Annotated in this window: 18 protein-coding genes; 10 read left to right on the forward strand and 8 right to left on the reverse strand. The window is 54.1% G+C overall.

Going from position 1 to position 17,223, the window contains the following annotated elements; genetic code table 11:
* Window positions 1–92: 92 nt before the first annotated feature.
* Complete coding sequence (locus LC073_RS11370) at window positions 93–1,010, forward strand: polysaccharide deacetylase family protein (RefSeq protein WP_226647098.1); 918 nt, start codon at window positions 93–95, stop codon at window positions 1,008–1,010.
* 107 nt (window positions 1,011–1,117) lie between these two features.
* On the opposite strand, the gene panD is transcribed toward LC073_RS11370, so the two are convergent.
* Window positions 1,118–1,504 (reverse strand): aspartate 1-decarboxylase, encoded by a 387-nt coding sequence (panD, locus tag LC073_RS11375; protein ID WP_226647099.1) that lies wholly within the window; start codon window positions 1,502–1,504, stop codon window positions 1,118–1,120.
* Between the two features lie 13 nt (window positions 1,505–1,517).
* Entirely contained in the window at window positions 1,518–2,366 is an 849-nt protein-coding gene (gene panC, locus LC073_RS11380) for a pantoate--beta-alanine ligase (protein ID WP_226647101.1), read from the reverse strand.
* A gap of 307 nt (window positions 2,367–2,673) precedes the next feature.
* Here panC and LC073_RS11385 point away from each other — a divergent pair, with 307 nt between their 5' ends.
* From LC073_RS11385 to LC073_RS11410, 6 genes are all read left to right on the forward strand, one after another.
* Window positions 2,674–3,384, forward strand: coding sequence for a DUF6515 family protein (locus tag LC073_RS11385; protein ID WP_226647103.1), 711 nt, complete (start codon window positions 2,674–2,676; stop codon window positions 3,382–3,384).
* Between the two features lie 231 nt (window positions 3,385–3,615).
* The gene (gene speA / locus LC073_RS11390; RefSeq protein ID WP_226647105.1) at window positions 3,616–5,538 is read left to right on the forward strand and encodes a biosynthetic arginine decarboxylase; all 1,923 of its coding nucleotides are present in this window, start codon (window positions 3,616–3,618) and stop codon (window positions 5,536–5,538) included.
* A gap of 71 nt (window positions 5,539–5,609) precedes the next feature.
* Window positions 5,610–6,803, forward strand: a complete 1,194-nt coding sequence (locus LC073_RS11395; protein WP_226647107.1) for a saccharopine dehydrogenase family protein — start codon at window positions 5,610–5,612, stop codon at window positions 6,801–6,803.
* A gap of 71 nt (window positions 6,804–6,874) precedes the next feature.
* Window positions 6,875–8,065 (forward strand): carboxynorspermidine decarboxylase, encoded by a 1,191-nt coding sequence (gene nspC / locus LC073_RS11400; RefSeq protein WP_226647109.1) that lies wholly within the window; start codon window positions 6,875–6,877, stop codon window positions 8,063–8,065.
* Window positions 8,066–8,128: 63 nt separating this feature from the next.
* Window positions 8,129–9,001: an agmatinase gene (gene speB / locus LC073_RS11405; RefSeq protein ID WP_226647112.1), complete on the forward strand. Its 873-nt coding sequence runs from the start codon at window positions 8,129–8,131 to the stop codon at window positions 8,999–9,001.
* A gap of 110 nt (window positions 9,002–9,111) precedes the next feature.
* Window positions 9,112–9,792: a DUF6515 family protein gene (locus tag LC073_RS11410; protein WP_226647114.1), complete on the forward strand. Its 681-nt coding sequence runs from the start codon at window positions 9,112–9,114 to the stop codon at window positions 9,790–9,792.
* Here the strand turns inward: LC073_RS11410 and LC073_RS11415 are convergent.
* The 6 genes from LC073_RS11415 to rpsF all read right to left on the reverse strand — a co-directional run bounded on the left by LC073_RS11415 (window position 9,782) and on the right by rpsF (window position 14,552).
* Window positions 9,782–10,873 (reverse strand): winged helix-turn-helix domain-containing protein, encoded by a 1,092-nt coding sequence (locus LC073_RS11415; RefSeq protein ID WP_226647116.1) that lies wholly within the window; start codon window positions 10,871–10,873, stop codon window positions 9,782–9,784. The genes LC073_RS11410 and LC073_RS11415 overlap by 11 nt on opposite strands.
* A gap of 68 nt (window positions 10,874–10,941) precedes the next feature.
* The gene (gene dnaB / locus LC073_RS11420) at window positions 10,942–12,384 is read right to left on the reverse strand and encodes a replicative DNA helicase (protein ID WP_226647117.1); all 1,443 of its coding nucleotides are present in this window, start codon (window positions 12,382–12,384) and stop codon (window positions 10,942–10,944) included.
* Between the two features lie 108 nt (window positions 12,385–12,492).
* Window positions 12,493–12,939 carry a 50S ribosomal protein L9 gene (rplI, locus tag LC073_RS11425; protein ID WP_226647119.1) on the reverse strand — a complete coding sequence of 149 codons (447 nt, stop codon included), beginning with the start codon at window positions 12,937–12,939 and terminating at the stop codon, window positions 12,493–12,495.
* Window positions 12,940–12,976: 37 nt separating this feature from the next.
* Window positions 12,977–13,819, reverse strand: a complete 843-nt coding sequence (locus LC073_RS11430) for a hypothetical protein (RefSeq protein ID WP_226647121.1) — start codon at window positions 13,817–13,819, stop codon at window positions 12,977–12,979.
* Between the two features lie 43 nt (window positions 13,820–13,862).
* Entirely contained in the window at window positions 13,863–14,093 is a 231-nt protein-coding gene (gene rpsR, locus LC073_RS11435; protein ID WP_108731487.1) for a 30S ribosomal protein S18, read from the reverse strand.
* A gap of 12 nt (window positions 14,094–14,105) precedes the next feature.
* Window positions 14,106–14,552, reverse strand: a complete 447-nt coding sequence (rpsF, locus tag LC073_RS11440; protein WP_226647123.1) for a 30S ribosomal protein S6 — start codon at window positions 14,550–14,552, stop codon at window positions 14,106–14,108.
* Between the two features lie 124 nt (window positions 14,553–14,676).
* On the opposite strand from rpsF, the gene LC073_RS11445 reads away from it, so the two are divergent.
* From LC073_RS11445 to LC073_RS11455, 3 genes are all read left to right on the forward strand, one after another.
* Entirely contained in the window at window positions 14,677–14,943 is a 267-nt protein-coding gene (locus LC073_RS11445) for a hypothetical protein (protein ID WP_226647125.1), read from the forward strand.
* A 124-nt stretch (window positions 14,944–15,067) separates the two neighbouring features.
* Window positions 15,068–15,787 carry a hypothetical protein gene (locus tag LC073_RS11450; RefSeq protein WP_226647127.1) on the forward strand — a complete coding sequence of 240 codons (720 nt, stop codon included), beginning with the start codon at window positions 15,068–15,070 and terminating at the stop codon, window positions 15,785–15,787.
* A gap of 690 nt (window positions 15,788–16,477) precedes the next feature.
* Window positions 16,478–16,861, forward strand: coding sequence for a hypothetical protein (locus tag LC073_RS11455; protein ID WP_226647129.1), 384 nt, complete (start codon window positions 16,478–16,480; stop codon window positions 16,859–16,861).
* Window positions 16,862–17,223 lie beyond the last annotated feature (362 nt).

Raw genomic sequence — 17,223 nt, forward strand, 5'->3', positions numbered from 1 at the left:
AATAACAAATTAGGACAGAAAGCCGGAATCATGGGACAGGTCCACCAGACTTATCGAGAAATCCATAAATATACTTATTCGAGATAGAAACAATGCGACTTTCAATATTGCTTTTGATCATCTGCCTGATAATAAGCCCCGCGCTTAATGCCAAACAACTGGCAATTACTTTTGACGATGCCCCTCGCAAAGCCGATGGTTATTTTGATGGGCCAACCCGAGCCAAAACACTCATTGAGAACCTGGAAAAACATAATATTAGCCAAGTAGTTTTCTTTTCGACCACACAATTTCTGGACCAGGAAGGACTGGAAAGGATGCGTCTTTACGACAAAGCCGGGCATATTATTGGAAACCACACTCACAGCCACCCAAACTTCCTTGAAACAGAGCTATCCACTTACCAGGATGAGTTTTTACAGGCACACCAATTACTTCAGCAATTTGACAACTTTAAGCGCTACTTTCGCTTTCCTTATCTGCGTGAGGGAGAAACTGTCGAAAAACGGAATGGTATGAGAAATCTGCTAAAAGAAAATAAGTACCAAAATGCCTACATAACACTGAATAATTACGATTGGTATATAGAGGAACTATTTCAGAAAGCTTTAAAAGAAGACAAACCCGTTAACCTACAAAAGCTTGCAGAAATGTATGTGGATGTGTTGATGAAGAGCATTAACTACTATGACCAGATGGCAATCAAACATCTCGGTCGCTCGCCTAAACACATATTGCTTTTACACGAGACGGATATTTCCGCTCTTTTCATCGGGGATCTGGTGCAACACTTGAGGCAGGAAGGCTGGGAGATAATTTCTATAGAAAATGCCTACGAGGACCCCATAGCTGAATACCAACTTCTCCAACCGCTTAAATACAACCCGGGAAGAGTTGGGGAAATCGCTCTTAGTAAGGGGCAAAAGAAAGGGCTATGGCACTACACGTTGGATGAGCCCTATCTGGAAAAAAGATTCCAGCAGGAAGTGTTATTACTCTCTAAACAGTGATCCATTGAGAGTACATTTTGGGGGCTGCATTGGGCGCACAGGCGCAAGAGATAGATATTAAATTGGAATGAGTGCTACAGGGCTGCAGGCCCTGTAGCATGGGGAATTTAAGCTTCAGCGAGCTGCACAGGAATGGTATTGGTGCTGCGTTCCACCTTGTTATTTTCATCCAGGTAGACCAACTTGGGCTTGTGGCTATCGGCCTCGGCCTCATTCATCTGCGCATAGGAAGCGATAATAATACGGTCGCCGACCTGTACACGACGGGCAGCGGCGCCGTTCATGGAAATAATGCCGGAGCCGCGCTCAGCCAGGATCACGTAGGTGTGAAAACGCTCGCCATTGCTCACATTGTAAATATCAATTTTTTCGAACTCGCGCAGACCGGCCAGCTCCACAAGGTCTTCGTCAATCGCGCAGGAGCCGTCATACCAGAGTTCGGCCTGGGTCACCGCTGCCATATGCAGTTTGCACTTCAACATTTCAATTTGCATGGTTGGATGCCCCTCAGAGTTCCAGGGATACATTGTCGATCAAGCGGGCGGCGCTGGTGAACATCGCGCCCAGAATCGTAATTTGTTTATCGTCATCAGCCGCCGGCTGTAGATCCTTGCTGTAGCAGATGGAAAAGTAGTCAACGCGGAAGCCAGTATCTTCGATGCGCTTACGTGCCTCCTCTTCCAGCTCGGCAAAGTCCCGGCGACCGGCCACAATTTCATCTTTGACCCAGTTCAGCGACTGGTTGAGTACCGCCACCTTGGGGCGCTCGTCAGTGGTGATATAGCCGTTGCGCGAACTCATTGCCAAGCCATCGCTCTCGCGATGTACCGGCGCGGCGACAATTTCCACCGGGATACACAGATCTTCCACCATACGGCGTATAACCGCCAACTGCTGGAAATCCTTGATACCGAAGATGGCCTTGTCCGGCTGCACAATATTAAACAGCTTGGATACCACTGTGGTAACCCCTTCGAAGTGACCCGGTCGGCTGGCGCCACAGAGCACATCGGTCATAGCCGGGCAAACCACTCGGGTCTGTTGATCCATGCCGTTAGGGTAAATCTCATTCTCATCCGGATGGAATAGGAAATCGCACTCGGCCTCACGCAGCCTGGCCATATCCCCTTCCATAGTGCGCGGGTATTTGTCCCAGTCTTCATTCAAACCGAACTGAAGGCGGTTGACGAAGATAGACACCACTACCAGGTCACAGTGCTGTTGGGCCAACTTAACCAGTTCGATATGGGCATCGTGCAGATTGCCCATGGTGGGCACAAAGCCCACGGTCTTGCCGTCTGCACGGGCTTTGGCCAGTGCCTCTCGCAGGCTGGCTACGTGGTGAAAGACTTGCATCTCTATGCGGCTCACTATGAATCAGCGCGGCATCATACTCGCTGAGACGGGGCGTCTCAACATAGTGAAAGTGCCGCTATCCCCAGGTTTTTCTTTGGCAACTCCGGCAGGCTGTAACCCGCTGCTCAAGTCTTATAAGCCGGATTGCCAGTCAGATCCAACACCACATCACATCACGTTTTATCCCAATTCAGATTACCGCACAGAGTTCAGGAAGTGTTCAGACCCGCCAGGGCAAACTGCCCGCCAAGATTCACAAAAGACTTTAATGACATCGAAAGAGCCATTCGTGCTCGGGAGCGCTGCCATGAGACAACTCACTACTGCCATCGCCACTGCGGGCCTGCTGCTGCTAGCAACCCCTGCCTTATCGGAAGTGCACCGGGAGCATCAGCGGGCAATGGACCAGGATCACCACGGACAGGGTAGAGCCCAACGCGAACAACGCCATATGGAGCGTGGACACGACAGACATCACGATCGTCACCACGACAAGCATCACAACGGTCATCACAATCGGGAACATGAGAGAGAGCACCACAGACAACAACGTAGAGAAGAGCGTAGAGAAGAGCGCAAACAACGCCGCGAAGTTCGCCACGCCTATAAAGATGGCTATGCCGATGGATACAATCGCGGCCACAGTAAGGGGCACAAGCACGAACACCGTGCGGCACACAGGCCTCACTATCGCCGCGGCCACCATGGACATCGGCCACACTGGCGTCCGGCGCACTACGGTTACGGATATCGCTGGCGCCACCTGCCGCATAATTTTGTCAATATCAGCCTAGGTGCCGCCGGCTTCTACTACAGCGATGGAATTTTTTACCGCCCAGCTTCCCAAGGCTATGTGGTAACCCGTCCGCCGCACGGTGCCATAGTACACAGCTTGCCAGCCTCAGCGCTCACGGTGGTTTTTGGTGGCTACAACTACTACGTAGCCTACGACACCTACTACCTATGGGATAACCTGCAACGCGGCTACCGTGTTGTGCCCAACCCCGGATTGTTTTAACCCGACCCTCTTCCATCCCCCCTAGCTTCAGCGGTCTTAGGACCGCTTTTTTAATTCGCACCTAAATCCGCACTGAAAATCTACATTGCAAAAAGCGCTAAAATCTGGGAAAACCGAATAAATATTTAGTTTTTAGCCGGGAAAAAATAGCGTTTTTTTATCTATAGTTATTGCTTTCCAGCACTGCTGGGCCCAAGATTCGCGCCCGCCACAGATCAACGGAAAGGCGCCATGAAACAGCAACAAGTAAAAAACTGGACCTGCGACGATTCGGCCGAGCTTTACGGTATCCGCAACTGGGGCGCCGGCTATTTCGATTTAAATGAAAACGGTGAAGTCTCGGTCCTGATTGAGGGTCCCAACGGGGAATCCCACAGCGTCTCTTTGATGGAGATCGCCCGCGGCGCTACCGAGCGCGGCCTAGGTATGCCGCTGCTATTGCGTATCGAAAACCTGCTCGATGCACAAGTTGCCCGCATTAATGAATCCTTTGCCCGCGCCATCGAAGGCTGCGGCTACGGCAATGTGTTTCGCGGGGTCTTCCCCATCAAGGTGAACCAGCAGTGCCAGGTGATCGAAGAGATCGCCAGCGCCGGGCACCGCTTTAATCACGGCCTGGAGGCCGGAAGCAAGGCTGAGCTGATCGCCGCTTTGTCCATCCTGGACAACACGGAATCCCTGATTGTGTGCAATGGCTATAAGGACGAGGAATTTATCAACCTCGGCCTGCAAGCGCAGCGCCTGGGTGTGCAGATCTTCTTCGTAGTGGAAACCCCATCAGAGGTAGAGACCATCATCCGCTGCGCAGAACGCGAGCAGGTGCGCCCCAATATCGGCGCGCGGGTAAAACTCGCCTCCAAGGTGGGCGGCTACTGGAACGCCACCAGCGGCGACCGCAGCATTTTTGGTCTCGGCAGTAACGACCTGATCGCCATGGTCGACCAGCTGCGCAGTCACAATATGCTCGACTGCCTCAAGCTACTGCACTACCACCTGGGTTCACAGGTGCCGAATATTCGCGATATCCGCACAGGCGTTCTGGAAGCCTGCCGCTACTATGCCGACCTGGTAGAAGAAGGCGCACCCATGGGTTATCTGGACCTGGGCGGTGGCTTGGCGGTGGACTACGACGGTACTAAAACCAACTACACCCACTCCAAGAATTACTCCTTGGACGAGTACTGTGTGGATGTGGTCGAGGCCATTATGGGTACCCTCGACAGCGAGGGCGTGGCTCACCCGGTCATTATCACCGAATCCGGCCGCGCCACCGTGGCCTATTCCTCAGTGCTCTTATTCGATGTACTCGACACCACCCGCTTCGAGCCCGTGGAGCTGGATCACACTAAAATCAGCGACGGCGACCACCAGATGCTGCTCAACCTGCAAGACGCGGTGAGTAATATCACCCCCAAAAATCTGCAGGAGAGTTATAACGACGCCCTCTACTATCGCGACGAGGTTCGCTCCCTGTACCTGCACGGCCAAGTGAGCCTGCGCGAGCGCGCCAACGCCGAAAACCTTTTCTTACAGGGCGCCCAGGAAATTCGCGCACTGCTCAACGAAGCAGAAGTAATACCAGCGGACCTTGAAGCTCTGCCAGAGGTGCTATCGGACATCTACTACGCCAATGTCAGCGTATTCCAGTCGATCCCGGATATGTGGGCCATCGACCAGGTATTTCCGCTGCTGCCGATCCATCGCCTGGATGAAGCGCCGACCCGCTCGGCCATCATCGCCGACATCACCTGCGACTGCGACGGCAAGATCGACCGCTTTATCGGCCGCGAGAAAGAGCAGAAAACACTGCCCCTGCACGAGCTGAAAGACGGTGAAGACTATATCCTCGGCACCTTCCTGGTGGGCGCCTACCAGGAGACCCTGGGAGACCTGCACAACCTGTTCGGCGACACCAACGTGGTGAGCGTTCGCATCCAGGAGGACGGTAGTATCGACTTCAGCCGCGAAATTCACGGTGACAGTATTTCCGACGTGCTGAGTTACGTAGAATATCAACCCAAGGCGCTGTTCGAGCGTTTCCGCCGCATGGCGGAGCGCGCCGTGAAGCAGGGGTTGATCACCGCCGCTCAGCGCAAGCAGATACTGCACACCTACACCGCCAGCATGAGCGGCTACACCTACTTTGAAAAATAAGTTTGAAAAATAAGGCGCCAGCGCCTTCGAGAAGATAGCGGCGGCTAACGCCGCAGACTAAGGAGATCTTTATGGCCAACGTACTGATCATCGGCGCCGGCGGCGTCGGCCAGGTGGTCGCACACAAGTGCGCCCAGGTAGAGGAAGTGTTTGAAAATATCACCCTCGCCAGCCGCACCAAGAGCAAGTGCGACAAGATCGCGGAAATGTTGCCGCGCAAAATCGATACCGCCGAAGTAGATGCGGACAACGTACCCGAACTGGTCAAGCTGATCGAAAAAGTGAAGCCGGACATGGTCATCAATGTGGCCCTGCCCTACCAGGACCTGCACATCATGGATGCCTGCCTGGAAACCGGCGTACATTACCTGGACACCGCCAACTACGAACCGCCGGAAGAGGCCAAGTTCGAGTACAAGTGGCAGTGGGCCTACCAGGAAAAGTTCGAGAAAGCGGGCCTGATGGCGCTACTGGGCAGCGGTTTCGATCCCGGCGTGACCAGCGTATTTACCGCTTACGCCAAGAAGCACCACTTCGATCGTATCCACACCCTGGATATTCTCGACTGTAATGCCGGTGACCACGGCCTGCCGTTCGCTACCAACTTCAACCCGGAAATCAATATCCGCGAGATCACCGCTAACGGTCGCTACTGGGAAAATGGCCAGTGGGTAACCACCAAGCCGATGGAGGAGAAGCGCGTCTTCAACTTCCCCGAAGGCATTGGCGATAAAGACATCTACCTGCTGTACCACGAAGAGCTGGAGTCCCTGTCCAAGCACTTCCCGGAAATTGAGCGCGCGCGTTTCTGGATGACCTTTGGCGAGAGCTATCTGAAGCACCTGGAAGTCCTGCAAAACGTCGGCATGACCAGCATTGAGCCGGTGCAGTTCCAAGGCCAGGAAATTGTGCCCATCCAGTTCCTTAAAGAACTGCTGCCGGACCCCGCCAGCCTGGGCCCGCTGACCAAAGGCAAGACCTGTATCGGCAACATTATCCGCGGTACCAAAGACGGCGAAGAGAAGATCTATTACGTCTACAACACCTGCGATCACCAGGATTGCTACCAAGAAGTGCAATCCCAGGCTATTTCCTACACCACCGGTGTACCGGCGATGATCGGCGCCAAGATGATGCTGGAAGGCAAGTGGATGAAGCCCGGCGTATGGAACATGGAGCAGATGGACCCAGATCCCTTTATGGACGATCTGAACCAGTACGGCCTGCCCTGGCAGGAAACCTGGCTGGATAAACCCTTCCAGTAATTCCGCACTTTTCCACCCCCCTCGGGATGGGCCCCGGTGCCCATCCCGCGCAGCAGGATAGAAAGCTCCCCATGGATCTCACTCCCCGCGTAGACTACTTCGGACACTTTGACCCCTACCGCGTACCCTCCCCCTGTTTCGTGGTCGATGAAATCGCCTTGCGCGACAATCTTGCGCTACTCGCCGACGTGCAGAAACGCAGTGGCGCCAAGGTATTGGCGGCGCTTAAAGCGTTTTCTATGTTCAGCACCGGACCTATTGTCGCTGAGTACCTATCGGGTACCTGCGCCAGTGGCCTGTTTGAGGCCAAGCTCGGCTTCGAAGAATACGGCGGTCGCGAGGGCAAGGAAGTACACGCTTTTAGCGCTGGCTATAAAGACGAAGAACTGCGCGAAATACTGCAGTTCGCCCACCATGTAATCTTCAACTCCTTCTCCCAGTGGAATCGCTACCGGGAACTGTGCCTGGACATGCAGGAGCAGCGCCCCGAACTGCGCTTCGGCCTGCGCATCAATCCCGAGCACTCAGAGGGCCACACCGACCTCTATGATCCCTGTGCGCCCTGCTCGCGCCTGGGCATAGTGCGTTCGCTGTTTGAAGGTGAATCCCTGGAGGGCATCAGCGGATTGCACTTCCACACCTTGTGCGAGCAGGACTTCAAACCGCTGGAGCGCACCATCGCCGCCGTGGAAGAGAAGTTTGGTGACCTGATTCCACAGATGGAGTGGATCAATTTCGGCGGCGGTCACCACATTACCCGGCGCGATTACCAGGTGGATGAGCTGATTGCCGCTGTGCGCAACTTCTCGGAAAAATACGATGTGCAGGTCTATCTAGAGCCCGGTGAGGCCATTTCCCTGTTCGCCGGTATCCTGGTGACAGAAGTGGTGGACACCGCCTGGAACGGCCAGAACCAGGCTATTCTGGACGCCTCCGCCACCTGCCATATGCCGGATGTGCTGGAGATGCCCTACCGCCCGGAGATCACCGGCGCCGCGCGCCCCGGCGAGCTGCCCCACACCTACCGCCTGGGCGGGCAGAGCTGCCTGGCCGGCGACAGTATCGGCGAGTACAGCTTCCACAACCCCCTCAGGGTGGGAGAGCGCCTGGTATTCGAGGAAATGGCCTACTACACCATGGTGAAAACCAACACCTTCAACGGCATTCCCCTCCCATCCATCGCCCTGTGGAACTCAGAAACCGATGACCTGAGGATGATCAAAAGCTTCGGTTACGAGGACTTCAAGGAACGTCTCTCCTGATAGCCCCAACATGATATTGATGCGGTGGGCCGCACTAAGGCCCCGCCGCCAGAGGACATGCAGATGCAGCCAGAAAACGACTACCCCATCTTCCTGGGCTCGGAAATCGAGCAACCCAAGCCCGAGGACGCTTTTTTCCATATTATCCCCATCCCCTACGAGGAGACCGTCTCCTACGGCGGCGGCACTGGCAAGGGCCCGGCCTCCATCCTAGAGGCCTCCTGGCAGCTGGAGACTTTCGACAACTTCTCCTCGCCCTCCGAGCTGGGTATTTACACCCGCCCGCCGGTCGAAGTAAGCGGTGCCGCAGAGCAGGTCATGGACAATATCGCCACAGCCACCAAAGAAGTGTTGGCATTGGGTAAGATGCCGGTGGGCATCGGCGGCGAGCACTCGGTGACCTGGGGCATAATCAAAGGCCTACTGGATGCCGGCGAAACCGACTTTGGCGTGGTGCAGATCGACGCCCATGCCGACCTGCGCGATCGCTATGAAGGTCACAAGCACAGCCACGCCAGCGTGATGCGCCTGGTGGTAGAGGCCGGTGTGCCCCTATTCCAGCTGGGTATTCGCGCTTATTGCGAAGAGGAAATGCAGGCGCGCAGGGACTACAACGTCGGCTACCTGGATGCCCACCAGCTGGTGCCCAATAACGTGCAGGAATTCCAGCTACCGGAAAACTTCCCCAAGAAAGTCTTCTTCACCCTGGATGTGGATGGTATGGACCCATCGGTCTTCCCCTCCACCGGCACCCCAGTACCCGGTGGTCTGGGTTGGTACCAGACACTCAACCTGTTTGAATCTGTGGCGCGCCAGCGCCAGATTATCGGCTTCGATGTGCTGGAATTCGCGCCGATTGAAGGCTTCCACGCCTATGATTTCGCCGCGGCCCAGCTGATGTACAAGCTGATGGGGATTATCCAGCGCAACCGCTGAGACACACTTTGCTCTCCAGCACTTTGACAATTCTTAACCAATTAACCTGTCATTGCTGTCAGGTTAAGGGTTAGTATGTCGATGTGAGCAATCACTTCGCTGGAGAGACCGTGAATAAGCTGAATCTAGTTCTTGGCGCCAGTGCCTTCATCGCACTGGCGGCATTTGCCTTTAGTCCATCTGCGGACGCCCGTGGCTATGAGCGCAGCGGAGACCACCGCTACCACCATCGCCACGGCCATTACCATGGTGGTAGTAGTATATCTATCGGCTTCATTGCCCCAGTGCTACCCACCAATCATGTACGGGTTGCCGTCGGTGGACGCCCCTATTACTACCACGGTGGGTACTTCTATCGTCACAGTCCCCGGGGTTATGTAGTAGTCAGTGCGCCGCTTGGCGCTTCCGTCGTGACACTTCCGGCCAGGGCAATGCCGGTTCAGATAGGTGGTGTGACTTACTACCAATATGCAGATGCCTATTACCAGTGGATACCCGCCAGCCGCACTTATGTGGTGGTAGCGCCTCCCGCACCGGTCGCGGTCGTCCCGGCTCCGGCGCCAGTAGTTGCGGCCCCAGCACCTGTCGTCGCGGCTCCGGCACCGGCAGCAGTCCCCGCAACACCGGATCCAGGTCCGAATGGCTTCCAGCCCGGCCAGGTGGTGGAAACCCTACCTGTAGGCTATGCCGCTGAGATCATCAATGGCATCCAGTATTACCGCTATGGCGGCAACTACTTTATGCCGACCCAACGCGATGGCCAGGAAGTCTATGTGGTGGTCAAGCTGTAAGCGCCGCCGTACACTCCAGCCCGTGAAAGCGGGCGAACTGACTCAAAGCCCGGTGAAAGCTCGCCTCGAGTGAGACACCGGGCTTTTCCAGCCAATGCAGAGCCTCGATTCGCAGGCCTCCCGCATCCCGATCCGCCTTCAGGTCCACCAGCCCCGCAAAGCGATCGCCGTATAAAATCGGCAGGCAGAAGTAGCCATAGCGGCGTTTGGCCGCAGGGACATAGCACTCCAACTGGTAGTCGAATCCAAACAGGCGGCGCAGGCGCTTGCGTTGTAGTATCAGTGGATCGAAAGGCGATAACAGCCGTACCCTGCGCGCTGGCCGTGCCGGACTCTGCTCCAGCTGTTCTGTCAAAATCAGTTCCTTACCCAGTGGAGTCAGCTCACCGGTTGCCAGCATATTTTCGATGGCCCGCTGAATCAGGGGCTTATCTTCGCGACGCAGATAGGCGATTTCCTCCGCGCGACCAATGCCCTGGCAGCCGAGAAAAGTGCGAACCAGATGGCTGCCGTATCTCAGTTCGGAAGCGGCACTGGTCGAGGTATTTGCCGGCAGTACCCGCTCCGGGAGATCGAAGACTTTTTGAAAACCCTCGCGGTGGCTGACCATCAGCTCACCCTCGTGAAATAACTGCTCCAGTGCTTTCTTTTCATCGGACCACTCCCACCAGCCACTTTTCGTCCGTACAAAGTCACTGGCCCGCAAGGGCCCCTCAGCCCGTACCCGGTCCAACACATAGCGACACAGCTTGGCATTCTTCTCAAACCAGTGGCGCTGTCCGGCGCGGATACGATCCATACGCACCCGTGCATAGGGATAGTGATCCATAGACAGATAAGCGGCGGCGTGGGACCAGTATTCAAAAATTTCGCGGCGCTGTTCCGCTTCTGCCAAGTGAAACTCACGGTAACGGGACAGGCGGTTGTACAGCTGATGATGGTGCGCGCGGGTAATGCGCTGGATGGCATCCAGCTGTAAAGCGCCGAGATGTCCTATTAGGCCAGACAAGCCCTCGCTCCAAGGGTTGTGGATAAACTGGCGCTCCAGCACCAGTGCGCGGATCTGTTGCTCTGACAGCAAGGTCGCCCTCCTTGAATTCGGTAAGCCGCGCCTGCCGGCACAGGATTTAGGAGCAGAGACGGGGTGGCCTACTCGCCTTGATAGTATTCCGGCGCCAGGTTATCGAAGCGCGTGTATTTACCGATAAATGCCGCGCGGCAAGTACCGATCTCACCGTTACGCTGCTTGCCGATAATCAATTCGGCCAAGCCCTTATCCGGGCTGTCCTCGTTGTAGTACTCATCGCGGTAGATAAACAGAATCACATCTGCATCCTGCTCAATCGCCCCGGATTCCCGCAGGTCCGAGTTCATCGGCCGCTTGTTGGGGCGCTGCTCCACACCGCGGTTAAGCTGTGACAGGGCGATTACCGGGCAGTCGTACTCTTTCGCGAGCGCCTTGAGAGAGCGCGAAATCTCGGAGATTTCCTGGGTGCGGCCCTCGGTAGAGCCCTTCACCTGCATCAGCTGCAGGTAGTCCACCATAATCATCGCCGGCAGGCTCTTGGCTTCGGCATCCTCGCGGCTCATACGGGGATTCTCTCGCATCAGCTTATTGATGTGATCGCGCACCGTGCGCTTGGTACGCGCACGCACTTCGCTGGGGCTGAGCGCCGGGGTGTCGTCAATATAGAGGGCCTTGCCTTTCATCTTCTGTACGGCGCTGGAGAGCTTGGGCCAATCCTCTTCCTGCAGCTTGCCATTCCGAATACGGCCCTGGTCAATACGGCCGATGGAGGACAGCATCCGCATCACCAGGCTGTCAGATGGCATCTCCATACTGAAGACCAGAGTCGGGCGCTCCTGGCTGAGCATGGCACTCTCAATAAAATTCAGCGCCAGCGCGGTCTTGCCCATGGAGGGACGCGCGGCGAGGATCACCAGTTCGCCCGGCTGCCAGCCAGAGGTGCGCTGGTCCAGCTCTGTAAGGCCGGTACTGAGGCCGGTGATATCACCCTCGGTCTTGAACAGCTCGTCGATACGCTCGACGGTCTTCTTAAGAAGGGTATCTACACCGACGAAACCGCCTTCTTTGGCGCGCCCCTCGGCAATCTCTGCCACACGGCGCTCGGCCATTTGCAACAGATCTGCAGAGGCGAGACCACCGGGGTTAAAACTGGTGCGGCTGATTTCACCGGCGGCGGCGATCAGCTGGCGCAGCATGGAGCGCTCGCGCACTATCTTGGCGTAGGCGACGATATTCGCCGCAGAGGGGGTATTCTCGGCCAGCTCTGCCAGATAGGCGGGGCCGCCCACTTCACCGAGGAGGTCGCGACTGGCGAGGCCTTCGGCGAGAGTAACGATATCCAGCGGTTGCTCAGCATCGCTCAGTTCGCGCATTACCGCGAAAATCTTGCGGTGGCTGGCGGTAAAGAAGTCCTCTTCACTCAGCTGTTCGGCGACCGCATCGATACGACCCGGGTCCAGCATCAGGCCCCCCAGCACAGACTGCTCCGCCTCTACCGAATGCGGCAGCGGTGAGCTCTCTTCACTGTGGATATCTTCTTCGGGGGTAGCGTATTCGTCGATCATGGGACTTTACTGGATACCAGAAACAAAACAGGCGCTGACCCATTAGGGTACAGCGCCCGATTGTAGCGCGGCTGGCGCCTATGGCACCAACTGCTTGTCGGCAAAACCTTACTCGGCTTCGATAACGACTTTAACTACAGCAGTCACGTCGGAGTGCAGCTGTACGTCTACTTCGTACTCGCCCACTTCGCGCAGAGCGCCTTCCGGCAGCTTCACTTCAGCCTTGGCTACTTCAACACCGCCAGCAGTGATTGCGTCAGCGATATCGCGAGTGCCAATAGAACCGAACAGTTTGCCTTCGTCGCCAGCGTTGGCAGCGATGGTTACAACCAGGTCGGCCAGCTTGGTAGCGCGGCTTTCAGCTTCTGCCATTTTGGCAGCAGCAGCAGCTTCCAGTTCAGCGCGCTTGGCTTCGAACTCGGCAACATTGGCTGCGGTAGCCGGAATCGCCTTACCAGTCGGCACCAGGAAGTTGCGGCCGAAACCGGCTTTAACTTCAACGCGGTCACCCACGTTGCCCAGTTTGCCTACTTTATCGAGCAGAATAACTTCCATCTCGGTTTCCTCAATTTCTGTATTGTGCGGAACGCGCCTATTTTGCGGAGCGCCCGCGAATATCTATCCAGCTATCTACCAGAGCCAGACCGCACAGGAATCCAGCCAGGGGCAGGCCACCGATCACCAGCATCACGTACATCGCCACCAGGGGACCAATCCCCCAGCCGCGACTGGCAACCAGCCAGTGAATCAGAGCGATACCTGCAACCACCATAGGAAAGGCGATCACCGCGCCCCAGAAGGCGTAACCCGGGGTCACCAGGCTCACCACCCACAGCAACATACTCAGTGACGCCAGCCATACTGGCATACGCAACTGGTGAAACTCCTGGCGAAAACCGCCGGGGTTATACAGCAGTGCCTGCCAGTAACGGCCAAGAACCAAAGCCAGTGTGGCGCTCATCGCCGATATCAGGCTCAGATATCCAGTGATCTGCAATTCGCCTGAAAACACCTGCTTCAGCTCTTCCATCGGAACCGTATTGGGCTGCTCCGCCGCTCTTTCGAGCGCTTGCATAAAGCCCTGCAACAGGCCTCCGCCGAAGGCTGAAGTGAGCAATATGCCCACCGCCGAGGCCGCCATTACTGTGAACAGTGCAACGGCCCATGAGCGGCTACTACGCAGTGCCATGGCGCCGCAGAATACTGCCGCAAAGTGGCCGGCGGAAATACCGGTCACTATTGGTGGCACATGGCCGCTCATGCCCATAACAACAATCGGCAACAGCGCCCAGGCCAAAACCATCAGGCCTTCACTGCTGCCGCGGCGCAAACTCACTAGAGCGAGGATTGCCGGGCTTATCAGCGGTATCCCCAACATGGTGAGGATCACCGCCCGCACGCGCCCGCGCATAATAAACTCAGCTACGGCGCGCATAGTTAGATAGCTTCTCTATTAATGAGTCTAAGCAAACTGCGGCTTAGGCTTCGTGGCTGTCCGTGTACGGCAGCAGGGCCAGGTAGCGCGCACGCTTGACCGCGGAGGCCAGCTGACGCTGATACTTGGCTTTGGTACCGGTAATACGGCTCGGAACAATCTTGCCAGTTTCAGAGATGTAGGCTTTCAGGGTATCGAGATCTTTGTAGTCGATACGCTTAACACCTTCAGCGGTGAAACGGCAGAACTTGCGACGACGGAAAAAACGTGCCATCTGATAATCCCCTTACTCTTCGCTTTCAGCGTTATCGGAAGATACTTCCGCGTCGTCAGAAAAAGATTGCTCATCTTCTTCAGCGCGCTCGCGACGCTCGGAGCGCTCTGCACGGGCTGCCTTGCGCTCACGGCTCTCTTTTTCCGCTTTCATGATCGGGCTCTCGTCGGTGATCGCCTCGTCTTCACGGATTACCAGATTACGGATAACCGCATCGTTGTAACGGAAGTTGGTGGTCAGCTCTTCCAAAGCTTCTTCGGTGCACTCAACATTCATCAGAATGTAGTGAGCTTTGTGGATCTTGTTGATCGGGTAAGCCAGACGGCGACGGCCCCAGTCTTCCAGACGGTGTACTTCACCGCCAGTGTCCTTGATGGCAGCGGTGTAACGCTCCACCATGCCAGGTACCTGCTCGCTCTGGTCCGGGTGAACCAGGAATACAATTTCGTAATGACGCATTTTAGCTCCTTACGGGTTAATCAGCCTTCCGGACAGTCCGGTAAGGCAAGGAGTACAACGGGTGCGGATAGACCGAGCCCATTGCGGGCGGCGTATTCTAGGCAGTTGCGGGATTGGTTGCAAGTTGATCAATTACTCTTGGGCGGTATCTTCTCCAGCTCGGGGACAAGCGCTGGGAGGGGGGAATACCTGCCTAGTGGTGGGCCTGCAGGGTATACGATACTACAGCCTGGGCACCAATCTGCAGGTGTACGGGGCGAGCTTTCTAGGCGAGCCACCGTCAAACAAAGTCAAAGCCACCAGACTTTTACAACGATTGCTATGGCGTTTGCGCGCCCTAGACCTGCAGCGGCAGCTGGCGGAGTTGTTGTCAGATATAGAGGGAGCCTAGCATCTTATATTTATTAAATTTTATGCCAATAATAATTGGTACATTAAGCGAATAACATTGTATTGTTTTTGAAGAATTTTATGACATTATACCCGCTCGTTTTACATATGTTAATGGATTAATAATGATTAAAATATTGGGATTTGGGCTTCTATCTGTCGCCTCTGTTTTATCTTCTAGTGTATTTGCTGCAAGTTGCCAGAATGCTGGTTATACCAGAGTCGGGGGAACGCCAGAGGGGAAAGAGTATATTTTAGTTGGAACTACCAACAACTATCATATTGACGGAGCTAAGTTCATATCTTATAGCGGTAAAGTTGCTACTTTTTCGACCTCGGAAGGTTTTAGTGGTACTGACGCCTATGGTTATCAGGATTTTAAATGGAGAGCTAAGAAGGATATAAAGTTTAACACTCGCGGCCATCACTTTGTTAACGTGAAGACCCCGGTTGTTATCTCAGGTAAATCTGATCCTATAGAAAATTTCTGTAACAATGTATACGTTCAAAATAAGCCAACACTAAGTGTTACTTCTCTTGGAGGTGCTAAGGTAAGTGTGAGCTATAAAATTGATAGCAATTCGAAATTTGCCGTAGAAGGCAAGCCTTTAAAAATCACCTTCAAATACGCTGGTAGAGAGTATGGTGGCACTGGAAGTGCTGGTGAGATTAGTACAACTAAATTGAGTGGAACGGTTACAAAAATCCTAACACTTCCAGGCGCTGATGATTATTACATTAGTGCGATCATAACAGATGGTACTTATAAGGCGTCCGCATCCCCTGGTTGGATTGAAGTAGGTGGCATCGGTAGACCCCCTTGCGATGACTGCCAGCCTTTCTAATTCATAAAGCTATTGTAAAGTTGAGTGGCTACTGCTGTAGCCACCCAGGCGTGAAGTGTTGTTTATGCTTCTGGTATCACCTGCCCTTCATGCACTACAATCACTTGCTTATCGCGCCAGGTGTATACGCCAATAATCGGGAAAACAATTTCCAGGAAGAAACCAACAAAGCCCAGCTGCTTTTATAAAAAGCAAACTTCTTGCAATTGGTACACTAAGCGAATAACAATTGTATTGTTTTTGAAAAATTTTATAACATTATTCCCGCCCGCTCTATATATTTTAATGGATTAATAATAAATAAAATATTGGGTATAGAGCTACTAACTATCTATTGCCTCTGCTGTCTCTTCTAGTGTGTTTGCTACAACCTGTCAGAACGCAGGATATATAAGTATAGGTTGAACCCCAAAGGGGCCAAAATACGTATTAGTTGGCGCAACTAATACCTACTATCAGGACGGAGCCAAGCTCATCAGTTACGATGGCGAGGTTGCTACATTTACCACTTCTGAAGGGTATAGCCGTACTGATACTTATAATTACCAAGATCTTAAATGGAGAGCGAAGAAGGGGATAAAGTTTAATATCAGGGGCCGACATTATGTTCATATCGGCACCCCGATAATTACTGGAGATATTAGGGATTACCTGAATTAGTGTAATGATATACGGGTACAAAGTGCACCCATGTTAACGATGGCTAAAAGTGATACCAATACTAGTGGTGGGTATCATTCTGGTTTCGTGGATTTGTTAGGGAGCATGAATCAAAGCTATTCGGTGAATGCAGTTGCTGGCGTGCTAATTAAATATCAAGTTCAGATAAAAGACGTTGCACGCTGGACAGGAAACTTCTGTGATGTGGTAGAAGAAACTGCAACCTGGCAGAATGCAGGCTTTAGTGATCGTGATAGATACAGTTACTCCACAAGATGTGATGTTCAATATCGTGCGAGAAGTTTTGATAGGCAGTGCTACAGCAGCTGGAAGTACATGACTGTCTTGGGTGGTGGTACTGGCGGCGGCGGTAGCACTTCCTGCCCAACTAGGCCATGTGATATTGCATCTTAATCGGTTTAAAAGTTAATCCGATTTCGATCTCCCTCTTCACGAAGATTAACAGGGTGGTTACCTCGGTAACCACCTAATTACTTATTACGGTCGAATAAAGGGACTGCCGCACTGCCCCCCTAAAATACGATGCTAAGCAAGCCCATAATGGAATTACTTTTTGGCAGAAATTCTTCCAGAAAATCAACAGCTTCAAGAGTTAACTAGCGCCTTGGCAAACCCGGTTGCAAGATAACTCGTTATCCCCTAGGTACCACCCGCGCATAACGGTCCCAAATCCTGCCAACCCCTAATTTGTGTGGATTCAGCCACGGAACTGCGCGTTCTGGTCATGGGTTTACAGCCGCTAGCTGGCATATAGT

Source organism: Microbulbifer variabilis, assembly GCF_020524905.1.
In the GTDB taxonomy this organism is placed as follows: domain Bacteria; phylum Pseudomonadota; class Gammaproteobacteria; order Pseudomonadales; family Cellvibrionaceae; genus Microbulbifer; species Microbulbifer variabilis_A.

Coding starts and splice junctions, on each gene's coding strand:
- dnaB (WP_226647117.1), bottom strand. CDS start 12,384: ATGATCGACGAATACGCTACCCCCGAAGAAGATATCCACAGTGAAGAG.
- LC073_RS11450 (WP_226647127.1), top strand. CDS start 15,068: ATGATTAAAATATTGGGATTTGGGCTTCTATCTGTCGCCTCTGTTTTA.
- LC073_RS11395 (WP_226647107.1), top strand. CDS start 5,610: ATGGCCAACGTACTGATCATCGGCGCCGGCGGCGTCGGCCAGGTGGTC.
- speB (WP_226647112.1), top strand. CDS start 8,129: ATGCAGCCAGAAAACGACTACCCCATCTTCCTGGGCTCGGAAATCGAG.
- rpsF (WP_226647123.1), bottom strand. CDS start 14,552: ATGCGTCATTACGAAATTGTATTCCTGGTTCACCCGGACCAGAGCGAG.
- speA (WP_226647105.1), top strand. CDS start 3,616: ATGAAACAGCAACAAGTAAAAAACTGGACCTGCGACGATTCGGCCGAG.
- LC073_RS11430 (WP_226647121.1), bottom strand. CDS start 13,819: ATGCGCGCCGTAGCTGAGTTTATTATGCGCGGGCGCGTGCGGGCGGTG.
- LC073_RS11385 (WP_226647103.1), top strand. CDS start 2,674: ATGAGACAACTCACTACTGCCATCGCCACTGCGGGCCTGCTGCTGCTA.
- nspC (WP_226647109.1), top strand. CDS start 6,875: ATGGATCTCACTCCCCGCGTAGACTACTTCGGACACTTTGACCCCTAC.
- LC073_RS11370 (WP_226647098.1), top strand. CDS start 93: ATGCGACTTTCAATATTGCTTTTGATCATCTGCCTGATAATAAGCCCC.
- rplI (WP_226647119.1), bottom strand. CDS start 12,939: ATGGAAGTTATTCTGCTCGATAAAGTAGGCAAACTGGGCAACGTGGGT.
- LC073_RS11455 (WP_226647129.1), top strand. CDS start 16,478: ATGTTAACGATGGCTAAAAGTGATACCAATACTAGTGGTGGGTATCAT.
- panD (WP_226647099.1), bottom strand. CDS start 1,504: ATGCAAATTGAAATGTTGAAGTGCAAACTGCATATGGCAGCGGTGACC.
- rpsR (WP_108731487.1), bottom strand. CDS start 14,093: ATGGCACGTTTTTTCCGTCGTCGCAAGTTCTGCCGTTTCACCGCTGAA.
- panC (WP_226647101.1), bottom strand. CDS start 2,366: ATGCAAGTCTTTCACCACGTAGCCAGCCTGCGAGAGGCACTGGCCAAA.